The organism is Aquicella lusitana, assembly GCF_902459475.1.
GTDB lineage: Bacteria > Pseudomonadota > Gammaproteobacteria > DSM-16500 > DSM-16500 > Aquicella > Aquicella lusitana.
Window position 1 is genome coordinate 1,774,318 of sequence record NZ_LR699114.1, and the last position, 18,563, is coordinate 1,792,880.

Genomic DNA, 18,563 nt, shown 5'->3' on the forward strand with positions numbered 1-18,563 from the left:
TATCTTTATTTTTTCTTTTTCGAACCCAACAATTTGCGTAAAAACATGCCGGTATAAGAATTCGGATGCTTTGCAACTGCTTCCGGCGTGCCGGTAGCAACCACCTGGCCGCCCTTATCGCCGCCTTCCGGCCCCAGATCAATAATCCAGTCAGCTGTTTTGATCACATCCAGATTATGCTCGATAACAACAATAGTATTGCCATGCTGACGCAAACGATGCAGTACATGCAAAAGCTGCTCAATGTCATAGAAATGCAAGCCCGTGGTCGGCTCATCGAGAATATAAAGTGTGCGCCCAGTATCGCGGCGGGAGAGTTCCTTCGCAAGCTTAATGCGCTGCGCCTCACCCCCGGACAAGGTTGTCGCGCTTTGCCCCAAGGCGATATAGGAGAGACCCACATCAAGCAGCGTTTGCAATTTGCGTGCAATCATGGGAATGGCATCAAAGAAACTGCGCGCTTCTTCTACTGTCATCTCAAGCACCTGATGAATGTTTTTACCTTTATAAAGAATTTCGAGCGTCTCGCGGTTATAACGTTTACCCTGACAAACATCACACGTCACATACACATCCGCAAGAAAATGCATTTCCACTTTGATCAAGCCTTCACCCTGACAAGCTTCGCAGCGTCCGCCTTTTACATTGAAACTGAAACGTCCCGGATGATAGCCGCGAGAGCGCGCTTCCTGCGTGCCGGCAAAAAGATCGCGAATAGCGGTAAAAAGACCCGTGTAAGTGGCAGGATTGGAACGCGGTGTACGGCCGATGGGACTTTGATCAATCACGACGACTTTATCCAGGTATTCCAGACCTTCAATTTCATCATGCTCTGCCGGCTCCAGACTTCCCGCCTCATTCAATGCGCGCAATGCCACAGGCGCTAACGTATCGTTAATCAGCGTGGATTTGCCTGACCCCGATACTCCCGTGATGCATGTCATCAATCCAATAGGAATGGCGACATCAATGCCCTTGAGATTATTGCCGGACGCGCCTCGTATAATGATCTGTTTGTCAGGATTCATCGCTGTCCGTTCAGCCGGCACCTGGATCGCGCGCTTGCCGGAAAGATATTGGCCTGTCAGCGATTGAGGATTACGCATGATGTCTTTAGGCTCACCCTGTGCCACAATATGGCCGCCATGCACGCCCGCACCGGGCCCCAAGTCCAGAATATGATCTGCACTTAAAATGGCATCTTCATCATGCTCTACCACAATCACGGTATTACCGAGATCGCGCAAATGATGCAGTGTTCGCAGCAAGCGTTCATTATCACGCTGATGCAGTCCTATCGAAGGCTCATCCAGAATATACATAACGCCCACCAGCCCTGAACCAATCTGGCTCGCAAGCCGTATACGCTGCGCCTCACCCCCGGATAACGTTTCGGCGCTCCGGTCAAGACTGATATAATCGAGCCCCACATCTACCAAAAAGCTTAAACGGCTAGTCAATTCCTTGATGATTTTCACGGCGATTTCGCCGCGATAACCAGGCAAATGCAATGCTTCGAAAAAAGCTTTTGTCTTATCCACCGCCCAGGAAGCAATGTCGGGCAGACTTTTATTGCCTACAAAAACATGTCGCGCCGACTTATTCAAACGCGTACCTTCACACGTTTCACATTGCCCCGTCGCAATGTACCGGCGCAACTCTTCGCGCACCAATTCGGATTCAGTATTATGATAGCGACGCTCCAGATTAGGCATCACGCCTTCAAACGGCGAATTTTTAGAAAAGGTATACCCATCCTCATCTTTATACTGGAAACGCACTGGCTCACCGCCGCCATACAATAAAACATTCTGGATTTTTTTAGGCAAGCGCGCGAAAGGAATTTCCAAATCAAATTTGTAATGCTTGGCAAGCGCTGACAGCAGCTGATAATAATAAGTATTACGGCGATCCCAGCCGCGGATGGCGCCATCCGCGAGACTTAATTGCGGATTGACCACTAATTCAGGATCAAATACTTCTTTAATTCCCAAGCCATCGCATTCCGCGCATGCACCCACTGGGCTGTTAAAAGAAAATAAACGCGGTGACAATTCAGTCAGGCTGTATCCGCAATCTGGACAGGCAAATTTCGCTGAAAAAACTTTGGGTGCGCGCGCGGGTGAATCCATCAGACCAACGGCAGCAATGCCTTCGGCAAGACGCAGGGCTGTTTCAAACGATTCCGCCAGTCGCACCCGCATATCTTCATGCACTTTGATACGGTCAATGACCACTTCGATCGTATGCTTTTTACGTAAATCCAGTTTGGGCGGCTGGTCCAGTTCAATCATTTCCCCATCGATACGCGCCCGCACGAAACCTTGCCCACGCAGTGCCTGCAGCAAATCCACATGCTCACCCTTACGTTCCCGCACAACTGGCGCAAGAATCATGATTTTCGTCCCTTCCGGCATAGCAAGCACAGTATCCACCATCTGGCTGATGGTTTGCGCTTCCAGCACATTGCCATGCTGCGGACAGCGGGGCTGGCCGACTTTTGCAAATAACAGACGCAGATAGTCATGAATTTCAGTAATCGTACCGACCGTTGAGCGTGGATTATGGGATGTTGATTTCTGTTCGATGGAAATCGCAGGCGAAAGCCCTTCTACATGATCCACATCCGGTTTTTCCATCATGGACAAAAATTGGCGCGCATAGGAAGAAAGTGATTCCACATAGCGGCGCTGGCCTTCCGCATAGAGGGTGTCAAATGCAAGCGAAGATTTGCCCGAACCAGACAATCCCGTAACGACAATCAGCTTGTCGCGTGGCAAGTCTACATTCAGGTTCTTGAGATTATGGGTGCGGGCACCGCGTATGCGTATTTGCTTCATAGTCGACACTTTTAGGGGAAAATGGCGGTATTATAATCGCATTTTGCCCGCCTGATAAGAGAATTATAGACGACACGGATCCGCTTATCCTGTCGCCCTATTTCACGCTTTACTTTGCGCAGCGCGCCACCAGTCAAAATAACACTGCCTTGACGAATGGGACAAAACCCACATTTTTATAATAGAATACGCCCATCTTACAACAGTTTGAAAAGAGTCATCACCATGTCTTCAGGTAAAATGACCGCCATTGAACGGCGAGCAGTAATCAGTCTTTCCTCTATCATGGGCTTGCGCATGATCGGCCTTTTTATGGTCTTGCCCGTTTTTGCTTTGTATGCGCAGCGGCTTCCCGGCGCTACTCCTCTTAAAATGGGGCTTGCCATGGGCATTTATGGCTTGTTTCAGGCGCTTTTTCAAATTCCTTTTGGCGCCCTGTCAGATCGTTTTGGCCGCAAGCCAGTCATCCTTCTCGGGCTTTTGATTTTTGCCATCGGCAGCTTCATCGCTGGCATAGCCCACTCCATGTTCTTTCTCATTATCGGCCGCGCCCTGCAAGGCGCAGGTGCTGTGGGGAGTACGATTTTAGCTATGATGGCGGACCTGACTCGCGAAGAAAGCCGTACCAAATCCATGGCCATTGCCGGCATGAGCATCGGCTTTTCATTTTCGCTTGCCATGTTGTTAGGCCCTCTGCTCACCAAGTGGCTAGCAGTCAATCAACTTTTCCTATTGGCCGTACTATTTAGCCTGTGCGCCATTAGCGTTCTTTATTTTTCTGTACCCACTCCCGTCAGCGTGCGCTGGCATCGGGACGCGGAACCGGAATTAAAATCTTTTTTTAAGTTATTGGTCTTCCCTGAACTGGCAAAGTTAAACGGCGGCATCTTTATTCTTCATGCCATTTTCACCGCCAGTTTTGTGGTCATTCCCATTAACCTTTACCATTTCGCCGGCTTGCCCGCGAACAAGCAGTGGCTTCTTTATTTGCCCACTCTTTTGGCCGCTTTCATTATCAGCCTCTTTTGTGTTGGCATGGCTGAACGCAAGCAACAGCTCAAACCCTATTTTGTAAGCGGCATCATTGCACTCGCCATAGCTGAAATAGCATTATGGCTCACCCCCGGTAACCGGTTGCTAACTGCCCTGGGTTTAAGCCTCTTCTTTTTTGGCTTTTCCCTGTTGGAAGCTTTTTTGCCCTCCCTGATCTCGCGCACCGCGCCCGCAGATCGCAAAGGAACTGCGCTCGGGATCTATTCATGCTCTCAATTTTTAGGTATCTTTGCAGGTGGAGTTCTTGGAGGATGGCTATACGGCCAGTTCGGCTTTACGGGTGTGTATCTATTTTGTACTCTTGCTGCTCTCTTCTGGCTCATTCTCGCCCTGCTTATGCAACCGCCGCGTTTTCTGGTCACACACATGCTGCGTTTACCAGCCCATCGCTGGGACACCATCGCAGCAAAATTGCAGCTCATTCCCGGCGTCGTAGAAATTGTATTTGTAGCGGAAGACAGTACAGCTTATCTCAAGCTGGAGCGCGGAGCGGCACAACATCCCGATTTCATTCGCCTCAAAGAACAATTACAATCGAACAATTAGTTTAGGAGAACCAAACATGGCACGTGGTAGCGTTAATAAAGTTATTCTGATTGGCAATCTGGGACGTGATCCCGAAATACGTTATACCCCGAGCGGCCTGGCTGTTGCGAATATTACCATTGCAACTTCCGAAGTCTGGAAAGATAAACAAAGCGGTGAAAACCAGGAACGCACCGAATGGCACCGCATTGTGTTATACCAACGCCTGGCCGAAATCGTGGGCGAATATCTGCGCAAAGGATCAAAAGTCTTTATCGAAGGACGTCTGCAAACACGCAAATGGCAGGATAAAAATACCGGCCAAGATCGCTACACCACGGAAATTGTCGCCGATTCACTGCAAATGCTGGATAGCAAGGGTGGAAACATGGGTGACACCCCCTCCTCTTATGAAAAACCAGCCGCAGCGCTGGCTGCTGAGGCGGCACCTGCATTAGAGAATTTTGATGACGATGTTCCGTTCTGATGTTCTTTTATACAAAAAAAGGCGCGAAAGCGCCTTTTTTGTTATATGACTTGATCGCCTGATTCTACCTTCGGCATAATCTAATGAAGGATATTCAATCAGCGCGATGCAATGGAGGGCTCAATGAAATATCAGTCAATTATACGTTATGGGTTTGCGCTAGCTTTTTTATTAAGCGCACCTGCAGTACTGGCTGAACAAGAAACAGCCCAAGCGCCTACCGCAGACCTGGTTATTCAGAAAGATAAAATATATAACCCAAACGCACTCAGCTTTGACAGCGTGCAAATCTATGAAAAAAATTTTGACCCGACCCAACATCATTCCGTCAGCGCGGAAAATCAAAAAAAGATAGATGAAATTGAAATCTTCATTAAAAAAACCGACCCCAACGCTTATACCAAATTAAGCGCCGCCGATCAGGAAGCTTTCGGCCGCATTGCTTATAAACTAGGACGTTACTATCTACTCGATTCCCGCAATCCGGAGCTTGCATTGCCAAAACTGGAACTGGCGGCAACCCTGCTGAAAAAAAAGCAGGACAAGGCATGGAGCTATAACTACCTTGCCTTTGCTTATGAACAGAAATATGCAATCAGTGATGAAGACGCTGATAAAACCAAAGCGCTCGATTACAGCAACAAAGTTATTTCCTCGCTTTATCCCAAGGCAAAAAACAGGGAAGTGGCATTTGCTTATTACGTAAACGGCCTGGTGCAGAAAGATGCGGCTGATTACGATCAAGCTAAAAACAGCTTTGAAACTGCTATTACGATTTATGAAGCTCTCCCCGAAGGGAAGGATGACCATCTAGCAGTGGCTAAAAACAGCCTGGCTGACACGCTCCTGATACAAGATGGACACGATCAGGAAGCGCTTGCCCTGCTACAGCAAGTCGACAGTTATTGGAAATCAAAGGGTAATAACCAGCAAAATCCCCATGCAGCACAGAATTTACTGTCATTGGGTGAGGCTTATTTGAAGATAGGCGATTCAAAAACTGCCAGCGACCAAATCAAGAAAGCCATCCAGATTATGCAAAACGTGTATGGCAGTCAGAGTCCGCTGCTGATAGAACCTTATGAGCTTTTATCCAGTGCCTATATAAAACTTGGCGATCAGAAGCTTGCCAGTGTTTACGAGCGTAAAGCGAATGCACTAAGCAAAAGCTGATCGATCTGCTTTTTGAGGAATTTCAGCGAAATCATGTCTCGTTATAATCTTGCACTGCTACCGGCAAAGCAGACAATTCAATTTATCCAGCTTGCGAAAACATTTCGTGATAACGCTGCTATTGACTATATCCTGGGTGAGCATTCTCTCCCGCATATTACTTTGGCCCAATTCAGAACTGATGATTGGCTACTACTGGAGAAACTATGGCAACAGCTGATGGAGCAATTAAGGTTAAATGAGTTTAAGGAATTGGCCTTGCAGTTGAAGGGGCTCGATCTTTATCAGGACCCGCAAAATAAAGACGCTGTCTGGTTGCAATTACTCCCCCAATACGATCCCGTTCTTTATAACCTGCATAATGCAGCGGTGAGCATCCTGCATCAGAACAATCTCTTCCCACTCAATAAATCAGCTGATCTCTATGAGCCTCACTTGACGCTTATTCATACGACAAATCTTGCCTACATTGACCGCTATAAAGAATATCAAATGAATATAGCTGATATTTTTTATCCTGCACTGGGCGAATCGGATGAAGCAGGTCAGTTTGTTCGAGTGATTAAACAGTTTGGTTGAAGCCAAATTCCTTGCACACCATTTTTTTCTACTTCCCACCTAACTGCTTCTTCAGTTTCATAATCCGTTTATAAGCTTCATCAATACGGTTTGCGCGGATTTTTCCTGTCATCACGTCGTCATAGATCATATCAACCAATGCCTTGGGATCTTGCGGTGTGTCTGACAGCTGATTGGCAAATACTAATATATCGGCGCCTGCGTTAATCGCAAGACGTATCGCTTCCGCAAGGCCGTAATTATCTGCAATGGCCTTCATCTGCATATCATCTGTTATCACCACGCCGTCAAAACGCAAACCACCCCGCAGGAGATCATTCGTAATGGAGGAAGAAATGCTCGCAGGATATCCTTTGCTGTCTAAACCATAATGAACCACATGTGCTGTCATCACTATCTGGCAACCATCGCCTTGATTCAACAAAGTCTTGTAAGGATCCAATTCAGATTCTTTCCAGGTTTGCGTCACGTCCACAAAACCCAGATGCGTGTCTCCATTTGCACTGCCATGACCTGGAAAATGTTTATAGGAGCAGAGAATTCCATTCTGTCTATAGGTTTTTGCAAATAATCCGGCGTAATCGATGACTTTTTGCGGATCTGCAGAAAAACTCCGCCCCAGCTTGCCTATCGCCGGGCTCTCCGGATTCACATTCACATCCACAACAGGTGCGAAATTCAAATTGATGCCCGCTTCTCGCAAAGTAGCTGCCATCTGCTGTGCATACCGCCCGGCTTCTTCATACGAGAGCTGCGCGATCTCGGCTGCAGACAGGGTTTTAGGAAAGCCATAATTTTCTTTCAGCCGATTAACCTTTCCGCCTTCATAATCAATACTAATGAGCAACGGATAGAAATCATTGCCATGCCGGCTCGCCGCCTCCCGTGTATAATCCTGCAATTGTTTTGTCAGGTGTTTCACCTGCTCAGGGTTTTTAATATTATGCTCATAGGTTTTCGTCTTGAAATCATAATCGTAAAGAATGACGCCGCCGATTTGTTGCGCCAAAATGGCTTGTACAACCGGGTCATCCTCCTGCAAAGTCATGCCTTTGAAACCGATTAGCAGCATTTGACCTATTTTTTCTTTAAGCGTCGGTTCATTTGCAAATACCGCCGAAGAGAGTATTGCCATCAGACAGCTTCCTAAAAAAAATAATACCCAGCGTTTCTTGTTCATGCCCTGTTCCTTTAACGATTTTCCTGCAGGATTGTAGAGAGATAGGGATACCGATACAATGATTTAAAAGCAAACTATTATTGAACAAGGATGTCTAACATGCGACTAACCAGTTCCGTTTTCGAGCATGAAGCTTATATTCCAAAAAAATACACTTGTGATGGGCAAAATGTGAATCCTCCCCTCCACATTGAAGATGTACCTGCCGGCTGCAAGAGTCTTGTGTTGATAATGGATGACCCGGACGTGCCGCGTTCTCTGCGTCAAGATGGCATGTGGGACCATTGGGTAGTCTTTAATATTCCGCCTGAAACGCGAGAGATTGCCGAAGCCCATGAACCGCTCGGCACGCACGGACGCGGCACCGGCGGCAAGGCAAAATATGAAGGCCCCTGCCCGCCTGATAAGGAACACCGCTATTTTTTCAAACTCTATGCTCTGGATACCCTGTTGTCCCTACCTGAAAATTCAACTAAACAAGCCGTAGAAAAGGCGATAGAAGGCCATGTGCTTGCAAAAGCGGAATTGATGGGACGATATGACCGTTCCTAACTAAATAGCTAGGACAAGCGCACACTGACTTCGCCACAGCGAAAAGCATGTATTTTACCGTACTGATCTCGCATGATGAGTTCACCGCGTTCGTTGACCCCTTGCGCTATGCCCGTGATTTCGTGCTCGCCGCTGCGTATGACTACCCATTTATTGCGCAGCATATCATAACGATTCCAGTCAGGAAGAAAGGCGGCAAATCCTTTTTCAGCATAATGCGGCAACTCGCCTAACAACTCATTAATTAAAAGCCCTGCCAGCTTATTTCGCTCTACCTGACCTTGAACAATTTCAGTTATATCAATAGAACTTTGCGCAAAAGGATTATCCATCGGCAAGCGCACGTTTAATCCGAAACCAATCACCACCGGATAAGTACTTTCATGCGAAGGCAAGCCTTCAATGAGGATGCCCGCCAATTTACGCTGCATAAAATAAACATCATTTGGCCACTTCAACCTGAGACCGCTGCCTACGCCATAACGTGCCAGCGCTTTCAGCAGCATCACACCCACCGCCAGACTTAAATGGGCAATATCCGTATGAGCTGAGGGGAAGCGCCATAACAGTGAACAAAAAATACTGGCCCCTCGCGGCGAAAACCATTGCTTGCCCTGCCGGCCGCGACCCTGCGTTTGCTCTTCCGCCAAACAGACAAAGCCCGATTCAGGATACGTTTTGGCTTGCTTCAGCAGATAAGTATTCGTTGAATCAATTGACTCAATTACTTCTAATCGGGACAACCGTGCCCGGTTAGCCGGGCTTATTTCTGCCTCAATTTTTATTTTGTCCAGCCATTCGATGTGCGTGTTCATTTTTATCTGTGTTAGATTGAATTGACGAGTATGATAATGGCCGTTAAATAAAAAAACGAGCAGCAAATACATGTTGCTCGTTTTTAATTAAGCCGCTTGAAAAAAATCTACAGCGTAATAGGGCAACGCATATATCCAGCCAAACAAGTATAAAGGCCGTCATTTAACTTCTTCCAGCCGCTATTTTCAAGCGCGGGACGAATGGAAGGAGAAACAGATTTCAGCTTGATTGTTTTAAGATATGCATTCTTATAGGTATAAAAGACAGTCACTTCTTTCTGGTCAGGCGTGAAGTAGGCTGAGCCCGAACTGAAATAGAAAATTTCATCTTTGCCTTGCTCAAGGTCAGCGGTAGATAAGTCTTCCGCAAGATAGTGACGGTCAAACTCAAAACAGCTTAACTTGCCGGCCGTGTTCAAGGTGCAATGAATACGCTCGGGTGGAAAATAGCTGTCCGATCCCGCATAAGCCCCATTTGCCAGTCCCATGGATAATGCGATTAACATACCTGCGATTGTTTTTAATTTCATTTTTAATCCTCCCTGGTTCATGAAATAAAAAAAGCCGCGGGGAGAGTAGCTGGTTGTTGAATACCTGTCAACAAATGTCCAAAAACGAAACTGAAGTCATACCTGAATGATACAGATAATAAACACTTTTGTTTTTACTATTGCGAAATCTGTCAGAAATGATTAAATATGAAAATTATTCAACAAATCAAAAGGGACCGGGCATGAATACTGCACTCTTGTTGCTAGAAATTCAAAATGACTATTTTCCAAATGGAAGGATACCTTTAGAAAAAAGCCTTGAAGCCAGTGCGAAAGCACAATCCATACTGCATGCCTACCGGGAAAAAAAGATGCAAATAGTGCATGTGCAGCATATTTCAACGCATCCTGATGCTACTTATTTCCTGCCTTGTACCAAAGGCGCTGAATTTCATTCCAGCGTGCAGCCATCCAAAGGTGAAATGATCGTCAAAAAACATTATCCCAACAGCTTCAAAGATACTTCGCTTCTCAATTACCTTATTAAAAACCAGATCAACCACCTCGTTATCTGTGGCATGATGACCCACATGACAGTCGATGCCACCGTACGCGCTGCTTATGACCTCGGTTTCACCTGCACTGTCCTGCACGATGCCTGCGCCGCACGTCAGCTTGAATTTAATCATAATGTCATTACTGCCCAGAATGTGCATTATGCCTTTCTGGCCGCTTTCCAACCCAGCTATGCCACCGTGCTTTCCTCTGATGATTTTCTGCAAAAAGCCGGGGCACGGATTCCGATCGCCTCATAAGGAAATAACGCGCGCATGAATTGGGAATCCCGCTATTTACCGCCTGACCCGACAATATGGCAGGGACGTGTTGATATTCCGGATGATTCCTGTTTTTACCAGCACATACAACCGCTTAACCTCTTGACGCAGAAACTGGAAAAAGCTTCTGCGTTAACGTTTGCTATTGTCGGGTTCAAGTGTGATGAAGGGGTTGCACGCGATCTGGGACGCACTGGCGCCTTTGAAGGGCCAACCGCCATTCGACACCGCCTGGCAAAATTGCCGGTGCAGAACACTGAGATTATCTGCTACGATGCTGGCAATATCATTTGCACCGACCATGACCTGGAAGCAAGCCAGCAAGCACTAGCCGACATGGTGGCCATGCTATTGGAACATAACATACGCCCCATCATCATCGGCGGTGGCCATGAACTCGCATGGGGCCACTATCAGGGAATCAGCAAAGTCTACCCTGCGACCAAACGCCTGGGAATTATCAGCTTTGACGCCCATTTCGACTTAAACCCTCTTCAACCCAGTCATCGCGGCAGCGCCACCACTTCTTTTTTCCAGATTGCCGAAGCACACCAGGCTGAAAAACGCCACTTTGACTATAACTGTATCGGCATACAGCACGTGGGCAACATCAGACAATCCTTTGACATTGCCAAACAATACAAGGTCAAACTGATTCTGGCCGATGAAATGCACCAGGGCTTGCAAGAGAAATGCATAGACTTTGTTGATCGTGTCATTGATGAAAATGACATCGTCTATATGAGCATCTCGCTGGATGTATTTTCACCCGCCTTCGCACCCGGTGTCAGCACGATTCAACCCTTAGGCTTAAATCCCTGGCATGTGATTCCCATTATTCGCCAGGCAGCCAATTCCGGCAAAATGATCAGTTATGATATTGCCGAGCATGTACCGCGCTATGATATTGATCATCGCACGGCGAAACTGGCCGCTACGCTGATTTACGAAATTATTCATCACCACAGCAAACATCCTCGAATATGGTAATCGCGTGAACGCCCCTATAAAAACTTTTCAAACGTCCTTATTACGCTGGTTTGACCGTTACGGACGCAAACATCTACCTTGGCAGCAGAATAAAACGCCCTATCGAGTCTGGATTTCTGAAATCATGCTGCAGCAGACACAGGTCAACACCGTGATTCCTTATTATGAACGTTTTATGCAGCAATTCCCCGACCTTCGCTCACTCGCACAAGCACAGGAAGATGAAGTATTACACCTCTGGGCAGGCCTCGGTTATTACAGCCGTGCACGCAATTTGCATCGCGCGGCAAAAACGATCATGGAAAAATTTAAGGGCCAATTTCCGGATACACCCCTTGCCTTAGAATCCTTGCCAGGCATCGGCCAGTCCACAGCAGGCGCCATTCTGGCGCTGGCGTTTCATCATCGAGCGCCCATACTGGATGGCAATGTTAAACGCGTACTGGCACGCTTTCATGGCATAACGACACCGGTCAACGAAAAAAGCACGGAGAGCCAACTGTGGGAGCTGGCTGAAAAGCATACACCCGCGAAACGGATTGCCGATTATACGCAAGCCATAATGGATTTAGGGGCCACCCTTTGCACCCGCAGCAAGCCGCAGTGCGGCCGCTGCCCGCTTATGAAAAACTGTTCAGCACATCAGCAAGGTATCGTGGATGTGCTGCCAATCAAGAAAGCTGTGCGCGCCTTGCCTGTGCGCACTGCCACTTTTCTTGTGTTTAAACAAGACAATTGCGTTCTGCTGCAAAAACGACCGCCTACGGGGATTTGGGGAAGCCTCTGGAGCATGCCGGAAATCGAAGGCAAGCCAGACTTCGAGCGCATACGTCGTTTTAGCCAGCGGCAGTTCAAGCTGACAACGTTTCATCACCAACCGCTTGAATCCTTCCGCCATACTTTCAGCCATTACCATCTGGATATTTTTCCGGTCATTATTCCTGTCAAAAAAATCGCAACGAAGGCAGCGCGCGCCCGCCAGCAAGGAATGGAAGAAATGCCACAAATTTGGTATAACCCCCATCAACCCGAGCCGCTTGGCTTGCCTAAACCGGTTGAACGTATATTGAGGATGATGCCATGACACATAAAGTTCACTGCGCCAAGTTGAATAAAGAAGCAGAAGGGTTAATGCATCCGCCTTTACCCGGCGCGATGGGTCAAAAAATTTATGAGCAAATTTCGAGTGAAGCCTGGCAGATGTGGTTGAATCATCAGACCATGCTGATCAATGAATACCGTTTGAGCATGATCGATCCCAAGGCCCGCACCTTTCTGATGCAGGAAATGGAAAAATTTTTATTTGGCTCTGGCAGTGAAAAGCCCGCTGGTTTTATTCCTAAAGAATAAATCAGCCCTCGGATTGAATTGACTCCCCAAAAGACAAATCCTACAATCCGCTCCGTTTAAAAATAAGAACTAACTAAGGAGTGGTTTAGGGCATGAAAAAGTATTTTATATTTGTAATCATATTATTACTCTCCGGATGCTGGTCCAAAAAAAGCGAGCCCTCCCTTTTTGGCATGCCCGAGGAGCAATTCCGACAGCTTCCGTCTGAACAACAGCAGCAAATTATTTCTTCTTATACCCGTCAACAGGAAATTCGCGCCAAAAACGAGCCCATGGAAAACCTGGTCAACGTGCTGGAACGCTCTATCAAACAGCAGTCGCGCACGACGGTACAGATCCACAACCACACCATCGACCAGCCGGTGAAACAGTGCCGCAAGGAAGGATCTACCCAGATTTGCGATGAAAGCGTGCTGGTTACTCAAAATAATGCGACTAATTACCTGATGGAGTTTGATAAAACCTAGTGAATTTTTAACCACATACCAACATACTTTTTACTTGACTGAGACCGTTGCACTCGGTTTAATAGGCATCTCGCAACACTGGCCAGATAGCTCAGTTGGTAGAGCAGAGGACTGAAAATCCTCGTGTCGGCGGTTCGATCCCGTCTCTGGCCATTAAAGTGCCTCGGGTCTTTGGGTCTTTCCCATTTCAGGGGGCACACCATTTACGAACACAGCACCCTAACACGGGGTCTTTCCCATTTGGGGAAGAGCTTCCGGATGATTACCTTTTTGAAATTATATTGAAAGGAAAACTGCGTTCCGTACGTTCTTTTGATTCCGGCGCCGCCTTATTCCGACAGGGCGGGAAAAGATTCAATGGTGCAAGTGTCAAATATTCGTTGTCTTCCGATTCAGATGCATCCTTGACTTTTCTGCACACCGTAAACCGGTCAGATTTCAAATATTCGCTCGCGCTTTTTTTAGCAGGATATGTCGAGTCAAAATCAGTACCTAAAGTCTGTGTTTTCGGCACATCACCATCGCGTATTAGTACATACTTAGATTCTTCTTCCAACGGACCCATGGATGGTGTATCGATTTCTTTTTTACTATCACGCACACACTTTGCTTTTAAAGAGGTATCATCAATGGCGTATTGATCCTTTTTCTCGTGCTTTGTAATTAGATTTATTGCGGCTTCATAAAAGCGCAAGCCATCATCGACCATGGCCTCCGTTGGTTTATAATCAGGCGAACCAAGACCTGGAACAGAAACAAGATAGGAACGAAAGGCATTAATAAATACCAGGCACGCATGCGCCAATTTGATTCTATCGATATCGTCCTGAGACAATGCATCCCTTTCCAGTAAATCGGTTTTTGTCTTGATGCAAATCGCTTCTATATTGTGTACGAACTGGCGCAACGTCGCTCTATTATCAAGCCGAACCCGCTTGGGTAAAAAATCATTCAGTCGTTCTGTTATGTCGCCTGAAATAGTTAAGAGGCTTGCTTCTCCGGGCACGCCCATTATCAGTCCCAGCATAGTAACAATAGTACATCTAAATGCATACATATCTGACATGATGGATAATTCATGTTTTTTTATTGCATCATCATCCAACCATCTAATGGCCAAGTCAGAATTCACTACAATCTTGCTATCAAGTCCCTGCAGGCTATTGCGAAGATCCTGAGCCAACCCCAAATCGCTGATTCTGATAAAGCCATTTTTTGAATCCAGTTTTAATCCAATGATTTTTCCGTTTTCATCCCATTTAAAATCTTCATTCTTGAATGAAAATACAAGAAAGTTTCTCGTCGCGACATCGGCATGGATAAATTCGTATTTATGAAACGCACTCAATGCCTGTCTCATCTTGGCGCAAAATACCAGCAGCACACCTGCTGGATCTGCCCGGAATGCTTCAACAATGCGTTTATCTTTTATTTTGGATTGGTCATGGCCGAGGTGATAGAGAAAATCTTTTAAGTCCCCATGTTCCGCTAAAGGGCACGCAAGTGTATAGGTTTTTTTGTTAGCCTCCTCATCAATGATTTTAATGGGAGTGGGAATGACAATTTCTTTTTTTGCATCACTCACCGCATAACTGCTACTGCTCTTGCGAAGAAAATCTTCATTTCTTTTTTTGATGCTGACGCTGGTAAGCACTTCCTTTTCATCGTAATTTTCATTTGGCTTGGTACTGTATTTCATCGCAACGGAAGACCCAAGATCTTCATCCTCCACTCCTACAATTATTCCGCTTCGCACTTCGCCGAAATTGCCTTTGCCGATTACATTCATCACTCTGACATTGCGACTAGGGACAGGTAAAAACACAGCGGAACCCCTGGGGTTGTCCGCCTGTTGCTTAGGCACATCCCTTAATTTTGTAAGTTGCCCCGTTTTGGTTTTATTATGCGTATCAATAGCCTGTATTGTGTTGGATTTTTTACGATCTTTGCGGAACATGATGAATGCCTAAGTTAGCCTTGAGGGCTTAAATTATATGAATCAAATATTAAGTGAATATTAAGTGACTAATAAGGCAAACCGAAACTCTTTCACTGCGTCTAGTTAAATTCTAAAAATAATGTGTTAATAGTTTTCTTTACAAAACCAATCCTGGAAAGTGCCTTGCACTTTCCAGGAAATTGTTTTTTTAACTCGCACGCTCTACATTTTCGAGGATCTGAAGCAAGGATTGTGTCGTTATCCCTTCTGCAAACAGATCGGTTTTTATTTCCCGCCCCTGCTTGTCATAAAAAATCAGCGTTGGCGTACCATAAACGTTAAAATGTTTTATCAACTTCATTGCATCCATGCTTTGATCAGTTATATCAACACGAATGGTTTCAAAACCCCTCATGCGTTGTTGCACTTGCTCATCAGAAAACACGTTCCGATCAAGCGCCTTACAGGATGGGCACCAGGAAGCGTAAAACTCCATTAATACAGGCTTTTGTTCCGTCTTGGCGAATCGCAAACGCTGATTGACTTCAGATAATGTCGTTACGGTTGAAAATAATTTATCCGCCGTCACCAGCTTATTTTTGGCATTCGCATTCGTTAAGGGATACAACGGTTGCAGCACATTATCATGTCCGCTTGCTGCGCCCACCATCATGACAACGCCATAAATCAAGGCAACCACGCTTAATCCGCGCAGTAATGGCAACCGCTTTTCAGAATGAAAATCCAATGCGCCAAATAGAACCGCACCAAAAATCACCAATGATGCCCACAAAAACAGCGTGACTGCGCCAGGTAATATACGGGAAGCAATCCAGACGGCAAGGCCTAGCATCATCAATCCAAACGCGTGTTTGATCGTATTCATCCATGCACCAGCCTTTGGCAATAATGCACCCTGGCTGACACCGAAAAGAATAAGCGGCATGCCCATGCCTAATGCCAGCACAAAGAGAATAAGTCCGCCCTGCAAACTCTTTCCCGTTTGCCCAATGTAAGTTAGCACGGAAATCAACGGTGGCGTGATGCACGGCGACGCGATCAGAGTTGACAACACACCCATGCCTGCCACACTTAATCCGGAACCGCCCTTCTGGCGCTGACTGACACCTTGAACATAGTTTTGCAAAGCACGCGGCATGGCAACGCTAAATAAATCAAACATGGATAATGCCATTATCACAAACACCAAACTAAAACTAAGAATAATCCAAGGTGTTTGCATCGCTGTTTGCACTGTGCTCCCCATGTAACCCGCCAGCATGCCAGCGACAGCATAGGTCAACGCCATTGACAGCACATAGATGGAGGACAGTTTTAGTGCACGCAGCGTGCTGATTTTTTCTTGTCCGATTAAAATAGCAGACAGGATAGGTACCATTGGAAGGACACAAGGCGTAAAAGCGAGCAGAATTCCCACGCCAAAAAAACCCGTCAGGGTAAGTAAAAGATGATTTTGATTAATCACTGCCGCAGGTTCTGCATAAGCAGAAGCGCAAAAGAGGATTGCAGTTATCATAAAAAATAGTCGAAATTTCATGTTCCACCTCATAATATAGAATGCATTATATATTTCACTGCCCCAACCTTTTCTACGGTTACGCCAAATGTAAAAACAGATTGAAGCAAGCGTTATTTAAAAAGCAAACTGAAATTTAGGTGGTCTGAATATACGCCGGATAGGGCTCATGGCAAGCAGCCCCAGGAGATAAAGCAGCTGGATCCTTCCTGACAGCGATTGAAAGAATTGGAGAAAATCAGGAAGAATGTAAAATTGCAACTTGAATGCCTGACAAGGTTTGGGCGACTGGGTCTGCGCATTTTTTTGCTGCGGGCAAGTGGCTCTAGCTTGGATCGCTACGCCAGCAGAGTGATCGGTGCGAACGGGATGATTTGCGTACGGTGCAAATGCGCTACTAATAAACTGCGCCGACAGCAGCGGCAACAGCAAGGCCAGCATCACAATTGAAAATGTTTGCTTTTTAATTCGAGACAGTACCACGATAACCTTATTCATTTTTTGTCAGTACATACCTTTACCAATCTAACAGAAAGATCCTTGACACACAAGTTACCGCAACCCGCAAGGGGAACCTCTATTACATATTGAAATCAATAATTTTATACGTTATATGTAAAGCCAATGCTGCTAGTTTAAAAAGACCAGCATCTACCAGCATTACACCCTCTTGCCATCCCTGCGCTTTGAAAACCAAAGGAATCTCTACCATGAAAAAATTATTCATTTTATTTCTCCTGCTCTTATTAATGCCCCCTGTTTTTGCAGAAAATTTAACCTGCCCATCAGAAAGTCAAATCAAGCGTGTCAAGCTGATAAAAGCCATGCAAAATCCTTATGACCCTACCTGCTGGGATTTTATCTCTCATGTTTTCCGCCATGCCGGCAAAGAATGGAATGTCGGATTTGGCACGTTTTTGCCTGATGCAAAAACACCTGCGGAAGCACTCAAGCAAGGGCAAGCTTATTTTGATCAATCGCCACTTATCATTAAAGAACCGCAGCCTGTCGATATTCCGCATAAAATTTTATGCGATTACATGCCTACGGGCAGACTTTACTGGGTGTCAGCTTTAAGCCCACCAGCTAACCAATAAAATTTATTGACCCGTTGCCTTCACAAATCAAATTGACTATAGTCATTTTTAAGCCTTAAAACAAATAAAGGTGGTGAATATGTTAACCGCTATCGGAATCTATCAAATCGACCCGTACTCAAAGCCGTTTGTATTTCAGAAAATCATGTTTGCCCAGGCAGACAAAAGCTATTTCTTTCAAAGAAACCAGCTTGAAAAAATTGAAAAACAATCGTTTCTAAAACTGGCTGGCTCTTTGGCAACCGACCGCTTTTACTGTTCTCAAGTGGATAATGAATATCACTACATTAAAATGAGCGCGGACAACATCGCCATCGCAGTTTCAAGCAGAAAAGAATTGGAAAAAAGTGAAATCGCTTATTTATTTGCGAATATACGCCATATTTACATGCGCAATCAAAATATCAATCAGACTTTAGACAATGTCATCATCAATCCTTTTGGCTTCACGGGAAAAGATTTATTAATATCACATACGCAACAAAATCTGGATGAATTAAAACTAGAATTATTCGATGTACTGGGCAAGGTTTTAGATCGCGGCAATGCGCTTGAAGAGCTGCAACCTAAAGTTATCAAGCTCAATGAAGCATCGAACAAGTTCAGACAAGCCGCGGAACGGCAGCGATCTTGCTGCCGTTATTGGTAAAGC

20 protein-coding genes and 1 tRNA gene are annotated in these 18,563 nt (G+C 45.9%); 13 read left to right on the forward strand and 8 right to left on the reverse strand.

Annotated features, from left to right (window positions below; translation table 11 throughout):
* Positions 1–5: 5 nt before the first annotated feature.
* Positions 6–2,840 carry an excinuclease ABC subunit UvrA gene (uvrA, locus tag AQUSIP_RS08250; RefSeq protein WP_114833513.1) on the reverse strand — a complete coding sequence of 945 codons (2,835 nt, stop codon included), beginning with the start codon at positions 2,838–2,840 and terminating at the stop codon, positions 6–8.
* A 225-nt stretch (positions 2,841–3,065) separates the two neighbouring features.
* Here uvrA and AQUSIP_RS08255 point away from each other — a divergent pair, with 225 nt between their 5' ends.
* The 4 genes from AQUSIP_RS08255 to AQUSIP_RS08270 all read left to right on the forward strand — a co-directional run bounded on the left by AQUSIP_RS08255 (position 3,066) and on the right by AQUSIP_RS08270 (position 6,657).
* Positions 3,066–4,439 (forward strand): MFS transporter, encoded by a 1,374-nt coding sequence (locus AQUSIP_RS08255; protein ID WP_170131735.1) that lies wholly within the window; start codon positions 3,066–3,068, stop codon positions 4,437–4,439.
* A 16-nt stretch (positions 4,440–4,455) separates the two neighbouring features.
* Positions 4,456–4,905: a single-stranded DNA-binding protein gene (gene ssb / locus AQUSIP_RS08260; protein WP_114833511.1), complete on the forward strand. Its 450-nt coding sequence runs from the start codon at positions 4,456–4,458 to the stop codon at positions 4,903–4,905.
* 123 nt (positions 4,906–5,028) lie between these two features.
* On the forward strand, positions 5,029–6,078 hold the full coding sequence (locus AQUSIP_RS08265; RefSeq protein ID WP_170131734.1) for a tetratricopeptide repeat protein: 1,050 nt from the start codon (positions 5,029–5,031) through the stop codon (positions 6,076–6,078).
* Between the two features lie 33 nt (positions 6,079–6,111).
* Positions 6,112–6,657, forward strand: coding sequence for a 2'-5' RNA ligase family protein (locus tag AQUSIP_RS08270; protein ID WP_114833509.1), 546 nt, complete (start codon positions 6,112–6,114; stop codon positions 6,655–6,657).
* 28 nt (positions 6,658–6,685) lie between these two features.
* On the opposite strand, the gene AQUSIP_RS08275 is transcribed toward AQUSIP_RS08270, so the two are convergent.
* Positions 6,686–7,837 carry a glycoside hydrolase family 3 protein gene (locus AQUSIP_RS08275; protein ID WP_114833508.1) on the reverse strand — a complete coding sequence of 384 codons (1,152 nt, stop codon included), beginning with the start codon at positions 7,835–7,837 and terminating at the stop codon, positions 6,686–6,688.
* Between the two features lie 99 nt (positions 7,838–7,936).
* Between AQUSIP_RS08275 and AQUSIP_RS08280 the strand changes: the two genes are divergently transcribed.
* The gene (locus AQUSIP_RS08280; RefSeq protein WP_114833507.1) at positions 7,937–8,389 is read left to right on the forward strand and encodes a YbhB/YbcL family Raf kinase inhibitor-like protein; all 453 of its coding nucleotides are present in this window, start codon (positions 7,937–7,939) and stop codon (positions 8,387–8,389) included.
* An 8-nt stretch (positions 8,390–8,397) separates the two neighbouring features.
* Here the strand turns inward: AQUSIP_RS08280 and AQUSIP_RS08285 are convergent, their stop codons facing one another.
* Entirely contained in the window at positions 8,398–9,276 is an 879-nt protein-coding gene (locus AQUSIP_RS08285; protein WP_114833506.1) for a biotin--[acetyl-CoA-carboxylase] ligase, read from the reverse strand.
* 35 nt (positions 9,277–9,311) lie between these two features.
* The gene (locus tag AQUSIP_RS08290) at positions 9,312–9,734 is read right to left on the reverse strand and encodes a hypothetical protein (RefSeq protein WP_114833505.1); all 423 of its coding nucleotides are present in this window, start codon (positions 9,732–9,734) and stop codon (positions 9,312–9,314) included.
* Between the two features lie 203 nt (positions 9,735–9,937).
* Between AQUSIP_RS08290 and AQUSIP_RS08295 the strand changes: the two genes are divergently transcribed.
* The 6 genes from AQUSIP_RS08295 to AQUSIP_RS08320 all read left to right on the forward strand — a co-directional run bounded on the left by AQUSIP_RS08295 (position 9,938) and on the right by AQUSIP_RS08320 (position 13,491).
* Positions 9,938–10,510 carry a cysteine hydrolase family protein gene (locus AQUSIP_RS08295; RefSeq protein WP_114833519.1) on the forward strand — a complete coding sequence of 191 codons (573 nt, stop codon included), beginning with the start codon at positions 9,938–9,940 and terminating at the stop codon, positions 10,508–10,510.
* A 15-nt stretch (positions 10,511–10,525) separates the two neighbouring features.
* On the forward strand, positions 10,526–11,521 hold the full coding sequence (gene hutG / locus AQUSIP_RS08300; RefSeq protein WP_114833504.1) for a formimidoylglutamase: 996 nt from the start codon (positions 10,526–10,528) through the stop codon (positions 11,519–11,521).
* 4 nt (positions 11,522–11,525) lie between these two features.
* Complete coding sequence (mutY, locus tag AQUSIP_RS08305; RefSeq protein WP_211310084.1) at positions 11,526–12,605, forward strand: A/G-specific adenine glycosylase; 1,080 nt, start codon at positions 11,526–11,528, stop codon at positions 12,603–12,605.
* Positions 12,602–12,871, forward strand: a complete 270-nt coding sequence (locus tag AQUSIP_RS08310; protein WP_114833503.1) for an oxidative damage protection protein — start codon at positions 12,602–12,604, stop codon at positions 12,869–12,871. Before mutY ends, AQUSIP_RS08310 begins: the two co-directional genes overlap by 4 nt.
* 92 nt (positions 12,872–12,963) lie before the next feature.
* Positions 12,964–13,338 carry a hypothetical protein gene (locus tag AQUSIP_RS08315; protein ID WP_114833502.1) on the forward strand — a complete coding sequence of 125 codons (375 nt, stop codon included), beginning with the start codon at positions 12,964–12,966 and terminating at the stop codon, positions 13,336–13,338.
* An 80-nt stretch (positions 13,339–13,418) separates the two neighbouring features.
* Positions 13,419–13,491, forward strand: a tRNA-Phe gene (locus AQUSIP_RS08320).
* A 109-nt stretch (positions 13,492–13,600) separates the two neighbouring features.
* Here AQUSIP_RS08320 and AQUSIP_RS08325 read toward each other — a convergent pair.
* The 4 genes from AQUSIP_RS08325 to AQUSIP_RS12370 all read right to left on the reverse strand — a co-directional run bounded on the left by AQUSIP_RS08325 (position 13,601) and on the right by AQUSIP_RS12370 (position 17,541).
* A complete protein-coding gene (locus AQUSIP_RS08325) occupies positions 13,601–15,295 on the reverse strand; it encodes a protein kinase (protein ID WP_114833501.1) in 1,695 nt (564 codons plus the stop codon).
* A gap of 190 nt (positions 15,296–15,485) precedes the next feature.
* Positions 15,486–16,835, reverse strand: coding sequence for a protein-disulfide reductase DsbD (gene dsbD, locus AQUSIP_RS08330; RefSeq protein WP_170131733.1), 1,350 nt, complete (start codon positions 16,833–16,835; stop codon positions 15,486–15,488).
* A 96-nt stretch (positions 16,836–16,931) separates the two neighbouring features.
* Positions 16,932–17,312, reverse strand: a complete 381-nt coding sequence (locus AQUSIP_RS08335) for a hypothetical protein (protein WP_114833499.1) — start codon at positions 17,310–17,312, stop codon at positions 16,932–16,934.
* 82 nt (positions 17,313–17,394) lie between these two features.
* On the reverse strand, positions 17,395–17,541 hold the full coding sequence (locus tag AQUSIP_RS12370; protein WP_170131732.1) for a hypothetical protein: 147 nt from the start codon (positions 17,539–17,541) through the stop codon (positions 17,395–17,397).
* On the opposite strand from AQUSIP_RS12370, the gene AQUSIP_RS08340 reads away from it, so the two are divergent.
* Entirely contained in the window at positions 17,525–17,911 is a 387-nt protein-coding gene (locus AQUSIP_RS08340; protein ID WP_114833498.1) for a hypothetical protein, read from the forward strand. The two genes, AQUSIP_RS12370 and AQUSIP_RS08340, sit on opposite strands and share 17 nt — an antisense overlap.
* A gap of 79 nt (positions 17,912–17,990) precedes the next feature.
* A complete protein-coding gene (locus AQUSIP_RS08345; RefSeq protein WP_114833497.1) occupies positions 17,991–18,560 on the forward strand; it encodes a synaptobrevin family protein in 570 nt (189 codons plus the stop codon).
* The last annotated feature ends 3 nt before the right edge of the window (positions 18,561–18,563 follow it).